The organism is Nocardia sp. NPDC057663 (genome assembly GCF_042799895.1).
Classification (GTDB): domain Bacteria; phylum Actinomycetota; class Actinomycetes; order Mycobacteriales; family Mycobacteriaceae; genus Nocardia.
Genome location: NZ_JBHVHX010000002.1, coordinates 311,771 through 327,012, shown reverse-complemented (window position 1 = coordinate 327,012; position 15,242 = coordinate 311,771). Strand labels below are relative to the sequence as shown.

At 61.0% G+C, this 15,242-nt stretch carries 9 protein-coding genes; 2 read left to right on the top strand and 7 right to left on the bottom strand.

Annotated features, from left to right (window positions below):
* Positions 1–210: 210 nt before the first annotated feature.
* A complete protein-coding gene (locus tag ACFVAV_RS06135) occupies positions 211–357 on the bottom strand; it encodes a hypothetical protein (protein WP_379030771.1) in 147 nt (48 codons plus the stop codon).
* A 220-nt stretch (positions 358–577) separates the two neighbouring features.
* On the opposite strand from ACFVAV_RS06135, the gene ACFVAV_RS06130 reads away from it, so the two are divergent.
* Positions 578–1,099 carry a hypothetical protein gene (locus tag ACFVAV_RS06130; RefSeq protein WP_379030768.1) on the top strand — a complete coding sequence of 174 codons (522 nt, stop codon included), beginning with the start codon at positions 578–580 and terminating at the stop codon, positions 1,097–1,099.
* Between the two features lie 529 nt (positions 1,100–1,628).
* Here the strand turns inward: ACFVAV_RS06130 and ACFVAV_RS06125 are convergent.
* The 3 genes from ACFVAV_RS06125 to ACFVAV_RS06115 form a co-directional block, all read right to left on the bottom strand.
* Complete coding sequence (locus tag ACFVAV_RS06125) at positions 1,629–2,624, bottom strand: hypothetical protein (RefSeq protein WP_379030766.1); 996 nt, start codon at positions 2,622–2,624, stop codon at positions 1,629–1,631.
* A gap of 170 nt (positions 2,625–2,794) precedes the next feature.
* Positions 2,795–4,444, bottom strand: a complete 1,650-nt coding sequence (locus tag ACFVAV_RS06120; RefSeq protein WP_379030763.1) for a TerD family protein — start codon at positions 4,442–4,444, stop codon at positions 2,795–2,797.
* 200 nt (positions 4,445–4,644) lie between these two features.
* Entirely contained in the window at positions 4,645–4,980 is a 336-nt protein-coding gene (locus ACFVAV_RS06115) for a hypothetical protein (protein WP_379030760.1), read from the bottom strand.
* 51 nt (positions 4,981–5,031) lie between these two features.
* Between ACFVAV_RS06115 and ACFVAV_RS06110 the strand changes: the two genes are divergently transcribed.
* On the top strand, positions 5,032–5,709 hold the full coding sequence (locus ACFVAV_RS06110; protein ID WP_379030757.1) for a hypothetical protein: 678 nt from the start codon (positions 5,032–5,034) through the stop codon (positions 5,707–5,709).
* Positions 5,710–5,898: 189 nt separating this feature from the next.
* Here ACFVAV_RS06110 and ACFVAV_RS06105 read toward each other — a convergent pair whose 3' ends face one another.
* The 3 genes from ACFVAV_RS06105 to ACFVAV_RS06095 form a co-directional block, all read right to left on the bottom strand.
* A complete protein-coding gene (locus ACFVAV_RS06105) occupies positions 5,899–7,332 on the bottom strand; it encodes a PIN-like domain-containing protein (RefSeq protein WP_379030754.1) in 1,434 nt (477 codons plus the stop codon).
* A 578-nt stretch (positions 7,333–7,910) separates the two neighbouring features.
* A complete protein-coding gene (locus ACFVAV_RS06100; RefSeq protein ID WP_379030751.1) occupies positions 7,911–10,655 on the bottom strand; it encodes an ATP-binding protein in 2,745 nt (914 codons plus the stop codon).
* Between the two features lie 530 nt (positions 10,656–11,185).
* On the bottom strand, positions 11,186–15,151 hold the full coding sequence (locus ACFVAV_RS06095; RefSeq protein WP_379030748.1) for a Helicase associated domain protein: 3,966 nt from the start codon (positions 15,149–15,151) through the stop codon (positions 11,186–11,188).
* Positions 15,152–15,242 lie beyond the last annotated feature (91 nt).

Below are 15,242 nucleotides of genomic sequence, written 5' to 3'. Positions count from 1 at the left end.
GCACTAGATCCGTATCGCGACCATCTCATCGACATTCGCGTCGATGAGAACTGGGAGCAGTGGCACGGACTCGGGAAGCTGGGTCTGCGTTGCGTGCTCTGCCGTCGCGTCGTCACGCCGTTCTTGTCCACCCAGAAGAACCGGTTCGTTCGTCATCAGAGCGGAGAGGGAACCTCGGCTTCCGCGGCTGCGAAGAGGACTGCGCACGAGTCATTTCTGCACCAGCGATGCAAGTACTGGGTCGCTGACCAGTTGCGCGAGGCCGGCGCGATCGCTGAAGTCGAACAGCAACTCGGTGACCGCCGCCCCGACGTGCTCGCAGTACGTGATGGCCGACGGTTCGCAGTCGAAGTCCAATGGTCGTCGCTGAGTCTCGCCACCGCTCAGGAGCGAACGGCAGATCTTCGACGCGCTGGCGCCGACGAGGTCATGTGGTTGACCCGCGGCTATACGTGGGTCGAGAAGCTGCCCACGCTCGGCCTACACGGGGTTCAATCCCGACAGCGATGGCTACAGAACCGAGTTCGGCTTCCTTGCACTCACCCCGAGCGGTGGACTCAGGACGGCCATCCGGCCAGTGAGGCAGGTGCTGCATCAATGGCTCGACGGCGAGATCGCTTGGGCCTACCGAGACTTCGAGAAGGCAGGATGGGCCACTGTGCAGGACTGGGCGCAGCACACCAAGCAGCAGGCAGAAGAGATCCAGCGACTTGGCGGTGAACTCGGCAAGGCGACGGACACGATCGAGCGGCTCAATACGAAAGTGCGCAAGCCGAGTGCGCGGATCGACGCGGTGGAATCGGACCTGAAGGGCGCCAAGGCCGACCTGTCGCTGGAGCAGGGCAAGGTCGAAGAATGCAAGCGCCAAAAGGCCCGTGATGCCGAAACCTTCGAGAAGGCTCGGTCGCTGATCGAGAAGGCCATCGGCCAGCGCGACCAGCACGCCGGGGCGGCCTCCGCTCTGGAAGCCCAACTCGAAGCCGAGCGCGAAGCGCACAACCGCACCGAGGCCGCGTTGGTTTGGCGCGCGAGGCTGGTGAAGGTCCTGCTCGCCGTCTGTCTCATGCTGGCGGTTCTCGTTCTGCTCAGCAGCTATTGATCTCTAGGCATCAACGTCAAGGAAGTCTGGACCGGTCAGGAGGACCGAATGCGACTGAAAATGCTGCTGAATCAGTTCGGCGCGTTGTGCATCGAATGCCATGAAGGCGTTGGATCGGGCGGCGGATTCATCTTTGTGCCGGGGTCAAGCAACCGCGTCCTGTGCTTGGACTGTGCGTACCTCGAGTGTGGTCGATCCCGTGGCCTGATCGCGCAGCCACCCGGCGTGCCGTTGGACTGATGCTGTCGGTCGGGAGAGGTTGGTGGAAGTCGCGACCATCCGCTCGACGCCCGCACCGGCACGCGAAGCGCTATCTGCGCATCGCAGATAGCGCTTCGCGCTGTGGTGACCACACGAACGAGTTAGTGCTCGCAGTCGCCGTGTAGCGGTGGGCTGTACAGGGTCGTTCCGCAGGCGAGGCAGGTGTGCGTGCGGTGGTACGCGGGGATTGAGGAGTGTGTAACCGACATCTCACCCCGGCGAGTCGTACCACCTCTACACTCCTAGCGCCTGAGCTGCGAGTAATCCGCTAATCCTTGGCAACGCGGTAACTGAAACAACCCGGACACAGAGAGAACTCAATGTCGATGATGGCGCGCCCACAATCGCTGCAGCTGTCAAGCCTTTCGTCGGTGGTGAAGCCGCAGGCGAAGCAGGCGGACGGAGATGTCTCCGGGGCGGCTCTAGTGGCGACGTCGGTCAGTGCTTCCTCGTCACACTCGGGGCACAATCCGATCGACCAGCCGCTCTTGCCCTGAGCCGCCAGATGTCGAGACTCATAGAGGATGTTCTCTGCATACTGCTCCGCAGCAAATCGGCCTTCCACGTCCCACCATTTGGCAGAGCAGAGGTGGCAGACGCTGTCTTCGCTGTGCGGTTCGAACGTCCATGCCATCTGAATGCACTCAGGGCACTGGATGACGATGCCCGACCATCGGTCGAGCTGGGGTGCCACCCGGTCCATCCGTGCACGGGTCACCGACTGGATCTCGCGCAGGGCTTGACCGATCAATCGTTGAGCATTCTCAAGCGGTGCCAGCTCGTCTTCCGGTGCGTCGGGCACCAGGTACGAAACGATAAATCGGGACAGGACCTCCATGGCCTTGCCCGCAGTGTTGAGCACGACCTCGTGGTTGCTGGTGGAGCCGTAGTGCTGTAGCTTATTCCGTTCGCGGCCCAGCCTATCGAACGCCTTTCGTTCCTTCCTCTCCAGCTTGATCTCGGCGAGATCCTCCAGCCGCGCCAACGCTGCTGAGAGGCCGACACTCCTGAAATCACCCCGCGTCCAACGGTCCTTGTCGGCGAGCGCCGGGTCCTCGAAGATGTGCTCGTAGCCCTCACGCTGGAGTCGGACTTTCACCAGGATCTCGACCGCAGCCTGCAAGTGCAGCACCGCATACTTGAGCTCGCGATGGTTGTGGGCTTCCAACAGTTCGTTGATCGCACGGTCGAGGAAGTCGACGCCGTTGAGGATGGGCTCGAAAGCCAGTACAGTCGGCGGCTTTTCAGAAGCAGTCGCGCTCATCCGCACATCATGCGCTACCGGCACGCATGAGCACCACCGGCGAGCACCTCGGCGGCTGGACAGTGGTCCGCGCTGGTGAGACTGAGCTGAGCCCAGTCTCACCAGCTGCCAGTGCGCCGTCCGAAAAGGTTGATGCGCACTTGCGCTTCGTGGCGACGAGGACACATCGGTCAGATCCTTGCGCCCTTCTCAAGATTGCACCGACGGCACAGGATTTGGAGGTTTCCGACGCTGGTAGCGCCACCTCGACTCAACGGGATGACGTGATCGAATTCGAGGTAGTGGGCATCGCCGCATTGGCAACAGCGGCCGCCGTCTCGTTGCCACACCTCGGATTTCACATCGGGCGGTATCGATCGGGTATCGCGTTGTCCCGGAGCGAGAACCAGTCGCTTCGCGATCCGCAGCGCTCCCTCCAACACCGCTGCAACGTATTCGGGATCGGGGACGCCGTATGTTCCACCTCCACGGGCGGTGGTCGCGGAGACGATGACGTTCCCGTACTCACTCGTGATCGAGACGATTTTCGTCCAAGGCAGCTCGGTACCAGCTCCGGCGCCGATGAAGCGGAGCTTCTTGCTGCTACCAATCAACCTGCCGCTGTTGTGCCGTGGTCCGCTGGCCAGGTACTTGATCTGTGACGCGTTGACGTCGACGTACAGCGTCTCGTCCGCTTCCAGGTGCAGGTCCGATCGCTGTATGCGAGGGAGCTCGCCGGCACGAACCTGTGTCAGCGATCGACCCCTGAGCATGCGCTGACGGAGCTCTTCGACACGTCGTTGGGCGACCCCCAGGTCAACCGCCGCCTGAAGATTGACGACCGCTCGCTCGAAGTCATCCAGCTCATTGGCTTCGATTTCGTCGTCGGCGAAGGCGAACGCGACCACGCGTTCCAAATAGGCGACGGCGAGAGGACGCATAGCTTCTCGTCCGCTGGCTTCATGAATCCGTTCGAAACGCAGAGCGACCCAAAGCTCTTCCCATCCGCTGCCGCGGGGCCCGGACTCTGTCAGCACCCGCCAAGCCTGGGATCGCCACGTCTGCATGAATCTGTTGACGTCGGACTCACACCACCGGCACGGTGGCGGGCTACCGAACCGGGGGATCCGCCGTTCTCTGCCACAGCGGTCGCACAACGCCGGATCCGACGGAATTAGTTGCCGCGTGTCGTCGGTCCAACTGGCGCCGTTCCACCAGCGCAGCTGACCTGAGCGCGCCACCTCCGGATACCACCCCGGTTCCATCCGCACCGGGGATTGCTCGGGTGCCGCGCCGTTAGGTGCGGGAACCGGCGATCCTGCTGGCTGTGGGTGCGCGGGCGCGTCGTCAACTTCCACACCGAATTCTTCGGCAAGTCCACGCAGCCCGCTTGTCCAGCCCTGGCCGACCGCCCGGAACTTCCACGTGCCGTTTCGTCGATAGAACTCGCCGAGCACCATCGCGGCAACAGCATCGGGCTGATCGACCTCGAACGAGATCAGTGCGTCGCTCCCGTCCTGGACCGTCAGCACGAAGTCCCGGACGTCGCGGAACGATCCCTCGTCAACAGATGCCGAGACGACGATGCGGGAAACCGCTGTTTCAACACCGGCAAGCGAGACCGTGAGAACGGCACGGCCAGTGCCAGATTCGGTCAGCGAGACCGCACCTGACGGGTGGCGAGCCGCATTATAGAATACGAAATCGTCGTTCGTCCGGATCTTTCCGTTCTCGGCCAGGAGAAGCGCCTGCGGATCGACTTCGTACTGGGATCCCCACCTAAGCATCACCGCGACGGTTGACGCAGTGACAGTAGCGTTTTCACCTCTGGAGAGCTTCACATCGTGCAAACCGTTCTTGCGGCGAGCTCTGTTACGCGCCAAGCGTTTCCGAAGCAGAAGTGCCGTAGAGGCTCGATCTGCAGGCTGTGCGTTACTACAGCTTTTGAACTCGCGAACGTAAGGCGCCCTCTATGCGATGGGTTGGTGATCTCTCCGACCGGCTCCTGCCATCCAGCCGCTAGAGTAGTCGAGTCGATAGCTCAGCCTTGTGAGGTGCCTTCGTACCACGCCAGCCCGCCGTCTCTCCCCGCATCGAACCCCAGCCTTACAGCACCGGCGAAATAGTCGCACTCGATGAAGAACGCGTAATGGCGATGGTTGCCGATCTTCCTCGCCTGACTGCCGATGAGACTGCGCCTGGGCTTCGGATCGAAGCCCAGGCGGTGGAGATGATGAAAGCGTCGGTCTTCACCCTTGAACACCAACTGGCTGTCGTCAAACGACAGGTCCTCGACTACACCGATGACCGAGGGCGGCTGGTCTGCTGGTCGGAGGCAACGCACCGATGCGTGGCGGAACGAACCAACGGTGAACATGTTCCGACGTGGAGCACTGTCCGGGAAGACCGGCGTGGGATGTATGCGCTGATGACCAACGCCATGATCTTGCAAGGGTTGGTCCCGCTCGATGATCCGAGTCCCCCGGTATGGGCCTACATCACCAACCAACGCGGTGCCGAGTCGACCACCGATCTGCGCAACCTTGTGTGTGATTCGTCGTGCGGAGATGGCCTACCCGTTTGCAACCGTCACCATGTCTCGCCCGGTCATGTGGCAGTCCTGATGCACGTGCCGCCCCGGCAGGTTGTCGCCAGCAACTACTCCCGATGGGATCTTGCACTCGGCGGCGGCTACCTGCCCGCTGACTATCTGGACTCTGCGCGCTTCCACCATCTGCTGACCAGCGTGCACCCCAGCCACAGCGACGACACCCCAACGGCACCCAACTGGGCGCCGGTATTGAAACTTTTTGCCCGCGCATCTGCAGTTAGAGCATTCGACCTCACCCCCGGCATACCCGGAGTCGACCGAAGCGACGAACCACGATTCGTCACGCACCTTCGAGACCGTGCCATGCAGGTCGCGCTGCCCAGCCTTCGCCGCTCTCAGGTACGCCAAGTCGTGCGCGGACCATCTTGGAAGCGGGCTGAACAATGGTGGGACTACGAATCAGCCCACAATCCCCGTGCAGCTCAACACCGCCGCCACGCGTGTCTGCCCGTGGACCAACTCCACCAACGAGGCATCGAAGGCGACAGCGCCTGACCTTCTCCGCCGCCCGTTGCTGCTGGAAGGCATTGTCAGCCCGCTCCTGCTGACTACGCACCTCATTCGCCATGCTTGGTCCAGCCACGTGTGCCAGGTGAGACTCAGACCAGCAAGTTGACACCCCTCCGCACGCCATATGACAGCAACTGCGGAGAAGGTCAACCGATGAATACTCAGGACATGGCTTCAGTCGCTCCGGGGTCTCCTTCCGACCTGGCGGCGCGCTTCGCGCATCGCTTCAAGTTCCTGTTCCAACGACTCCGCGATCCTGAACTGGCCCGTGTCATAGATATTCACTGGATCAATTGCTTCGTAGCCGAAATTTGCCTCTGCGAATGCTTTTTCAACTCGAGCCTGGATGTCAGAGATCGCAGATGTCTGACGACGCAGAATGTCTACCACTTCCGCTGGCACCGCGAAATGCGAGGATTTCACCCCCGCGTCGTATCTTGCGTCTAGAAGTGGTTCAACACCGTACGGCACCAGCCCTACCTCCTGAAGTTCGGCGGTGACCCTTGTTACCGGACGGGTGAACCCACGGAGTGTCTGCTCCTGATCACGACCGTCAAGTTCGTAGACACGGCGCCGCGAGATACCACCGCCATTCGCTGCCGCCTCCCTGATAACCTGCGCCTGAACGTATTTTCCTTGATCCAACCGTGTCAGGACCGCCATAACGGCGCTGAAGTCCCACGGAATATCATCGGGCTCGTCCCGGACACGCTGGATTTCCTGTACCGACTCCACGCTGGTCCCTACGCCAAGCGATGCCGAGTGCTGCAAAAGACTAGATGGCTCAAGAAGAAAAAACCGGCGGCCGGTCCTACCGAAATACTCCTCGATCAACTCCCTCCGCGGCCCGATCAGCTGACCACGTTCAGCACGGTCCCACCAGTCTTCCTTGGTGTCCGCAGTGACCAGCACCAGATCTTTACCTGCAGCCTCACCCTCGATTAGAAGCTGCAGCCAAATAATGTAGTCACCCGATGCACGTTCGGGCAGATCGGACTCAAGTTTGTCCGCATCCTTGAATCCTGGTGGCTCGTTGTCCTTCACCCGGCGCTCGCCTTCGGCTACCGCGGCCGCCCACGCTCCTGGGGGCAGTTCGCCACCTACCGCTTCGGCCAACAAGGAAGCCAACTCGGCTAGCACGCTATCCTCGGATGTTGGAAGGTGGGCGCTCACGCGGGCGGGTCCGTCCCCCAACTCCCCGCTGATCGACTCAAAGAAGGAGTTCGTCTGTTCGAGCAACTGGTTGAGTCGTTCCTCCGATAACGCGACGCTCTTCGCCCAGCGTCTGATCGCATCGTTCGTCGAGGTGCAGTTCCTATTCAGGGCAGACTGAACCTCCCGCTTCGCCCCGCCGAGTCCGCCGAGCACAGACTGCCGATTGCGCCAGAACTCTCGGACAACCTGATGAGGTACGAACAGGCGTCCGCCCGCAGCGCTCAGGACGGCGAGGAGGTCCTTCCTCGTGGTCTCGTTGTATCGATACAGGTTCAATAGGACATTGGTATCGACAGCTAGAATCCCTGTCCGCAACGCCGCGCTCGTTTCAGGCGGGCCTGGCACAATGAATCCTTCGAATCCGCTGAAGAGTCCGCCCTTTGGCTTGTCCAACCCTCGTCAGCCTTCCCCGTTCATCCAGCACCTCACGGGATAGTCTGCGGCACTTAGACATTCGCTCGTGAGCTACTGATCGCTCTTGTCGCCAACTAGCGTACGCCTGCACTGAACCGCCAACGCTCGCGGGCAACCGTGTAAGTTGCCGTCCACGCCGAGCACGGCACAGGACCTGCGTTGGCAATCGTCCGGCAGGCCGCGCACCCTAACTCTCGCTACTGACGGCCCCGCTCGCGCAGGTGTCCCGCTTCCCCTTCTGGCGGCCATTACTTTGCTCGGACTCAAATTGAGGAGTGTGTAACTGACATCTCACCCCTGCGAGTCGTTCCACCTCTGCACTCCATGTAGCAGGAGCTACAGAAGATCCGTCGAGCTGACGCTCACAGACGTGGACTGACGCGATCCCGCGCCTGATCTCGGGATTTCATAGGTTTCCCGCCAAGTCAAGAGCGCGAACGAGGCGAGCCGCTATTTCGCCCTTCGCTCAGCGCCGGCGCCAAACACGGTTCCACATGCCCGACCGATCCCGGCGGCGATGGTCGAGACCGTGTCGTCTCGGCCGACCCGAGCCGTGCCTAGGAGGCAGCCTCAGCGGATAAGCGGTCCAGAAGTTGCTGCACTGCAACGTGTTGGGTTTGGAGTCGAGCTGATCGAGCGTGCCATTCAGGTCGTGTCTGCCGCAACGCTCTGTCGATCGCCTTGCTTGCCAGTCTTAGTGACGTATGGAGGTACGACCATCTTCCTGCGAGTTGCAAGATGCGGTCGATTGCCTGTTCGGCGTCCGAGAATCGGCCGAGATGAAGGTAGGCTATGGCGTCGAAGTGGTCGTACATGACCTGCTCGTCCGCAGAAGGCTCCGAACCCCGCATCCGCTGTACGAGTTCGAGAACCGCAGCGAACTCGCCCCGGACAACAAGCTCTTGAAGGCTCTCGATCTGTACTGCGTCGGGAACCGCCGAAATACTCTGACGGCAGGCGATCTCGCCGAACTTGTCGATGAGGTCCTGTTTACTCTCGATATTTGACTGTTCGATGGATTGCGCAGCTTGGATCGCCAGCCGGACCAACTGGTCACCGCGGTTCGGTCCGCCCACCGCATCGAACTTGATCAACTCCGCCAGCGCCCGATCGGCCCACATCGCGCAGCGCTGTTGACCTAGATTGCCCAGAACGTTGTCAGCGAGTGCCGCACACGCCGCCGTAGCGGCAAGGAACTGAGCGCCATGGCTCAAGGTCAGATCGCTGACCTCGTCCAGCGCAAGCTCGATCTCGTTCACACTGTTGTCGTAGTGACCGCGGGATGCGTGAGTGGTTGCGATCTCGTATCGGAGGAACAACCTCGCGCATCGAAATACATAGACCCTGCTGGGATCGATGACGCTTGTTAGCTGAACCGCCGAAACCAGTTCCAGGATCCACCGTGCGTGCACCATGAGCTGTTCCAAGGCGAAGAATTGACCTTTGGATCGGAGCGCCGCGATCCAACCCATCGTGCAGGTCATCAGGAGAGCCAGCAGATCCACCACGTACTCGTCCGGCGCGCTACGGCGGTGGATCTCGCGGAGAATCTCATGGACGAGTGGGTGGATACTAATCGTGTCGCTGGCCGGATTGACGACCGTAGATGAGTCCGCATAGTGGCGTCGCTTCGCGATTGATTGAGTTCGGAGATTAGTAAGGACCCCGTTGCGGCGTGCTTGATCGGCGATTTGCGGCTTGGGGGGATCCAGCAGATTGACTGTGGTCGTCTCGGACACGGTCTGCAGGAGTAGGTTCACCGGGATGAGCTCTGGTGCCATGAAAGCGGCGTGGTAGATCAACGCCCGAGTCTCACTCCTGCGCTCGGGGCTGGAGTCGAGCCCCAGTTGCGCCACCGCGAACCGGATCGCTGCGAACGCCGTCTTGTCGTACCCCTCGGGCACTGCCGTCGCTTCGGACAGCGAGTCGAGCCGTGCGAAATATTGCCTCGACAGCTGGGAGACGTCTTCATCCGCATTGCGGAAGTACGACGCTGCCATAGCGGTCGCCAAAGGCACCCGGCCGAGCCGTTCGACAATCTCGATGATCGCGGGCGTGTGGGTATCCGACTCGAACTGAGCGAATGCCTCGAAGCAGGCAACCGCTTCCTCTTCAGTAAAGGCGTCAATCTGCAGTTGCGTTGCTGCGCTCCACCATCCGATGCTGTTGGTGGACGTGACGATGACGAATCCGCATCCGCTCGACGGTATGTACGGCTCGATCTGCTGCCGTGTGATGGCACCGTCGAAGACCAAAACGAACGGACCACCGAGGCGGGCCATCTCGGATCGAAAGGCAGTCGGAACGTCTCCGATCGCTTCCTCGTCGACCCCGAGGTCGACGAGGATGGACTTCGCCTTGGCTTCCACCAGTCCCTGTGTACGGCAGTCGATCCAGCAGACGTGCTCGTAGAAATGTCGATTCAGGTGACAGAAATCGGCGGCGATGGTGCTCTTACCGAACCCTGTCACACCGGTCAGCACAACAGCGCGCGGATTCCGCGACGCGACGCTTTCGGTAAACAAGGCGGTCAGCTCCATCAGCTCAGCTGTCCGCGCCACTGGGGACACAAGGCGTGGAACCTCGAGTAACGGCACACCCCAGTCGAAGCGACGCAGCACATGCGCAACTTGTGCATCCGGGATGCACAGCAGATCGTTGATGTCGGCGCCGCTGATCCGGCGTGCGGCCAGGTCCGCGGCCGAATCAAACACAGCATCCATCAGCAGCGCGGCAAGCAACCCCGCGGAAGTCTCGCCTTGGCCGAGCGCCCGATCGCGTCGGATCCCACGGATCAACGCCAGAATTGATCCTTTAATTGCCGCAGCGCCGCGATCATCCCGCATGACCATCCTGCGTGGCGACGACTCGCCCTGCGTGAGTTCGGCAGCCGTGACAAGATAGGCCACGCTGCCCTCCGCAGATCTCGACGGATTACCGCAGGCGCCGACGAGTTTCGGCGCCAATGGCCTGTTCGTCAGGACCGCTGCCTCCTCCCCCTCGCTGCCCATTCTGGCGAAGATCTTTTCGACGTCGGCATATCCGAGTGTGTTCGACTCGGACGGCACCACGGACGATTTGACCTGCACATGGCGTTCGACTCGCCCGTTGCGCTCGATCGCAAAGTCGACGACGTCGTCGTCGTTGCCAACACCGATGTCATGTCGTCTTGGCTCCACGATCAGAACGAGGGAACCCGGGTCATCCGAGCTGCCGGTCACGGTACGAAGGAACTCTTCGACCGTGACAAGATATTGGAATCGGAATCCAAACGCCGCGACAGCGCCACCGTCACTCGTCATCTTGCCTCCGCCTCCCTGGATTTGTCCGCATCTTCGGCTACGCCCGACTCACCTATTGGTTCGACCGTGCTTGCCCCTTCGTCGCTGGCAAGCAGTAGCACGTTACGCGCCCACCATGCCTCGGCCGCAGCCCACACTCACCTCAGATGGTCAGTGTCTGCAAGTGGCCGCTTCTCGAATTGCGTAGTAGCGCTCGTCCTTTCGGATGGTGTCTACCGCCGGTACCGTAGCGGGGCCACCGGAAGGGATCGCGGGTTCCTGACCGGCGGCGGGGGTCCAGACCCACACATTCTCATTGCGACTACCCGTGATCGCGACTGATCAGCCGTCGACGCCAGACGGCACACCAGACACATCAAGGAGTGTGTAACGAACATCTCTCCCCGGCGAGTAGTGCTAACTAGGCACTACTCGCCCCCGGACCAGCCCGAGCGCTCAGCGTCGATGACCTGACCTGCTAGTTCGGCGCGAGTGGATTGAACAGACGGGTCCCGCCAGTTCCGCTTCACTGCTGCGCGATCGGACGCGGTCTAAGTAGTCCACTCCCACCCGGTGAGCTTTTCTAGCTTGTGTTGACGCTCCGTGCTCAACTTGTCCTTCGCATAATTGCTGCGCTGGAGGCTTACCCAGCTGCCTAGTCTCATGCCTTTGTATATGCGGTCATATGGCAGATGACTAGTACCGTACTCCTCGATGGACTCCCGCAAAAGCTCGTACGCGCTATCCCATCGTGCATCGTGCGGGCTCCACGTCCAACCGGGAAGGTTTTCCAGCTTCTTTAGGCGCTCCGCGGTCAGCGCATCTCGTTTCTGCCGCTGAACTGCGACCCACGAACCGAGCGCTATCTCGCCCTCGATGTGACTCTGCGGCACACGGGAGTGTCCCTCTCGGGCCGCGTACTTTACTACTAGGTCGTATCGTTCGCTCCATACGTCCTGGTCGAATGTCCAGCTCCAACCCGTCAAGGCTTCCAATTTGGCTTTTCGGTCAGCAGGAAGGTTCGCTCTCCCCGCCCGCTGCTCTGTCACCCAGCCGCCGAGCTTTACACCCACTTCAATATGAGTAGACGGAACGCGCGCGTTACCTTCGCGCGCGACGAACTGCTCCAAGAGCCCAAACTTCTGACTCCAGACATAGTCCGCCTTCTTGCCCCAGAACCATCCAGGAACGGCTTCCAGTAACTCTCTTCTGCGCGGTGTGAGTTTCGTATCCTCGCGCCGCCGGAGCCTTGTCCACTGCCCGAGCTTTAAGCCGTCTTCGATGTGGTCCACGGGAACGTTGGTGTGTCCCTCCCTCGCGGCGAATACTCGTAACACCTCAAGGTGCTCCATCCAGGAGTCCTCTATGGAATTCCAGCTCCAGCCCGGGACTGTTTCGAGCCGCCTTCTACGTTCCGGGGACATCGTAACTTGGTTTACCCGTTGCTCACCCACCCACACTCCAAGCCTCACACCGGCCTCGACGTGTCCGGCGGAGACGCGAGCGTGTCCCTCTCGATGTGCAAAGTCAACCAAGGCGCGGTATCCGCGTTCCCAGGCTGCGGTATGCGGATCCCATGCCCACCCGGGCACGGACTCCAGAAGCACCCGCCGTTCGTCACCGATCTGCTCCTTTCTGTTCCGTTGCTCGTTGATCCACGATCCAAGCTTGATGCCGTCTTCGATGTGTTTTTGTGGAACTAGTGCGTGTCCTTCCCGCTGCTGGAACTGTCGCAAGAGCGCGAACTTTCGATTCCACATGTCCGACCGTGCGTCCCAGTTCCAGCCCGGAAGTGCCTCCAGCCGCTTCCGTTGCTCGATGGTTAGCTTGTCCTGCTTGCTGCGTTGCTGCGTAACCCATGTCCCCAGCGGAATGCCATTCTCGCGATGCGAATTGGGAACACGAGCATGACCCTCCCGTTCGTTGAACTTCACCAGGACCGTGTATGCAATCTCCCAGCGTTCGGTGAAGGGGTCCCATGACCATCCGGGGAGGGCTTCCAGAAGGGCCCGCCGTTCCGCAGACATCTCCTCACGGTTTCTGCGTTGAACCGTGACCCACGTCCCGATGTTTAACTTGCCCTCCACATGCCGTTGTGGGGCACGGGCGTGCCCGACACGTTCAGCGAACATCGTGAGAGCGTCGTAATTCTGCTGCCAGACGTCCTGAACTACGTCCCACAACCAGCCCGGCAGAGCTTCGAGTTCACGGATACGTGCTTCGGGCAAATTTCCTCGGCGATATGCCCCGCGCTGGACGGCAACCCAGCTGCGGAGGTTGTACGCGCCGACGATGTAGGGAAACGGCACGTTGGCATGACCATGTTCGGCGACGAATTTGTTCATCAAGCCCATCCAGACCTCCCACCTCTCCGACAGGAAATCCCACGACCAGCCCGGTAGCGTCTCCAGTCTGGCTCGCCGGTCGTCGCTCAGCGTTCCCTTTGTGTACATACCGCGCTGCACACTCGCCCACTGTCCGAGCGCGAACCCCTCGATGACAAAGTCGACGGGAACCTGTGCCGCGCCATTCGCAGCGGCGTACCTGGCAAGCAACCCATACCAGTACTCCCATTTCGCGCTGGTCTTCTCGACCAGGCGAACGTCAAATGCACGGGCGAAACTCGCACTGACCCGCGGCGATACATCGAGATGGATCTTGTCCGGAAGCTTTGCGCGACCGCCCATCCTGCCGAGTTCGAAGCGGGCGTTGTCGACTTGCTCGGCTAGCTCGTCATCGTGGACCCGGAGCGCATTGATGACATCCCACACTGGTTTGAAGGAGGAATGGTTGAGCGCCGTCTCCGGGTCGGTCTCGGTGTCGATGAATACCGGAATAACGATTGTTCCGATGGTCTTGTCTTCTGCCAACCGGATCGCCCTGCCGACAGCCTGCACGATGTCCACCTCACTTCGGCGAGGGTCGATGAACGCAACACCGTCGAGTGTCGGGACATCGACCCCCTCGGAGAGGCATCGAGCGTTGGCCAACAGCCCGCGTTCGCCGTTCTCAAGTTGCCGCAGCCGTCGGAGGCGAACATGGCGTTCACCGGCGGTCATCTCTCCAGAGGCGTGTCCGGTCCACAACGTGCCCTTCGGTCGCTGGCGGGCTGGCATCCACTCGATGACCTCCGGCATCTCGGAAGCGAACGCGCGGGCGCGGGCGACGCGGGAATGAAAGCTGATAATCCTCCGGAGGTCGTACTTCCGCATCGCCTTGGCCAGCCCAATCTGGCTTGCCAGAGTCCGTGCGTCGGTGGCTTTGCCCTCGCGCATGATCAAGGTGCCCTTTTCCACCCACTCGAGGTACGTCGCGTTGTCTACACCGACAATGGCGACCTGGTAGTCGGTGAGAAGTTTCCGGCTGATGGCCTCGCCGAAACTCAGTCGGTGGAACACCTCACCGAATCTGGTCGGATCGTCCATCGACGCAACCTCCAGTTCCGCGTCCTGTGCGGCCTTTCGAACGCGACCGGTGTAATAGCGCGGCGTTGCGGTCATGAACAGGCGGCGGTGCGCCTTGATAGCGTCAGCTTCGAGAACCGTTGCAAAAATAGTGGACTCGTCACCGGCGACCCGGTGTGCCTCGTCAGCGACCACCAGCTCGAACGCGGGCAGCCGTCCGAGTGTGAAAGCTGCGGCGATCTGCGGAGACGATTGGTAGGTCGAGAAGACCACCCGAGGTCCCGACCGTCGACGCAGAAACGCCGCAATATCGGCAGGTTCGGTTGTGACAGGCACGCCCAACTCGCTTATGTGAGTGACAGCTTCGTCGGCGTGCTCGGCAACGGTATCGTCGGAGCAGACCGGCAGAGACTCGAACGGCGTCTTGGCGTTCACCCTCCAGATATGCATCGTCTGCTTGAGCAGTGACAGCGAGGGCAGCAGGACAAGGGTCCGCTTGGCATCGAGTTCTTCCTTGATGAACAAGGAAGTGAGGGTCTTCCCGGTGCCGCAAGCCATGATGAGCTGCCCACGGTCAGCGGTCCGGAAGCCTTCGACGACGTTGCGTATGGCTTCACACTGGTAGTCACGTGGCTCAGCCGACTTCGGCAGCGGCGACGGACGGAGGTCCGTCGGCTCGCTCGGCCAGTCGACCTCCGATGTCCGCAGGTCACTCAAACCCACAAAGCTGACATGCTTTTCTTGGTCATTGATCGTTCGCCGCGCGATGTGGTGCAGTTTGTCGGTAGTAGCAATCAGCAGCCGAAAGGAGAAGATCGCACGCGATGACTCGGCGAGAAACTTGTTCACGTCGTTCTTGGTTACCGCGTTATCCGTAGCGTAGGCCTTGGCCTGGATGGCCCAGAACTTCCCGCTGCGATCTTCGGCAACCAGGTCAATGCCAGCGTCGGCAGCCCAGCGGCCCGGCCAGTCATCCCACAACCACACCCGTTGTAGCGTGGCCATATAGGTAGGGTCATTGGTCAAGAACCACTTGCAGAGATGCTCGAACTGCTTGCCTCGCAGGACAGGATCGACATCCAAGTGATCAACGAGTTCGTCAAAGCTCCCCATGCATCGGACACTAGATCAACCGTCCGACACAAGATGAGCGATCCTCGAACCTTTCAGTGCGACTGACCATCGTCATCACCGACACACCAGC

Coding starts and splice junctions, on each gene's coding strand:
- ACFVAV_RS06125 (WP_379030766.1), bottom strand. CDS start 2,624: ATGAGCGCGACTGCTTCTGAAAAGCCGCCGACTGTACTGGCTTTCGAG.
- ACFVAV_RS06110 (WP_379030757.1), top strand. CDS start 5,032: ATGACCAACGCCATGATCTTGCAAGGGTTGGTCCCGCTCGATGATCCG.
- ACFVAV_RS06095 (WP_379030748.1), bottom strand. CDS start 15,151: ATGGGGAGCTTTGACGAACTCGTTGATCACTTGGATGTCGATCCTGTC.
- ACFVAV_RS06115 (WP_379030760.1), bottom strand. CDS start 4,980: ATGTTCACCGTTGGTTCGTTCCGCCACGCATCGGTGCGTTGCCTCCGA.
- ACFVAV_RS06100 (WP_379030751.1), bottom strand. CDS start 10,655: ATGACGAGTGACGGTGGCGCTGTCGCGGCGTTTGGATTCCGATTCCAA.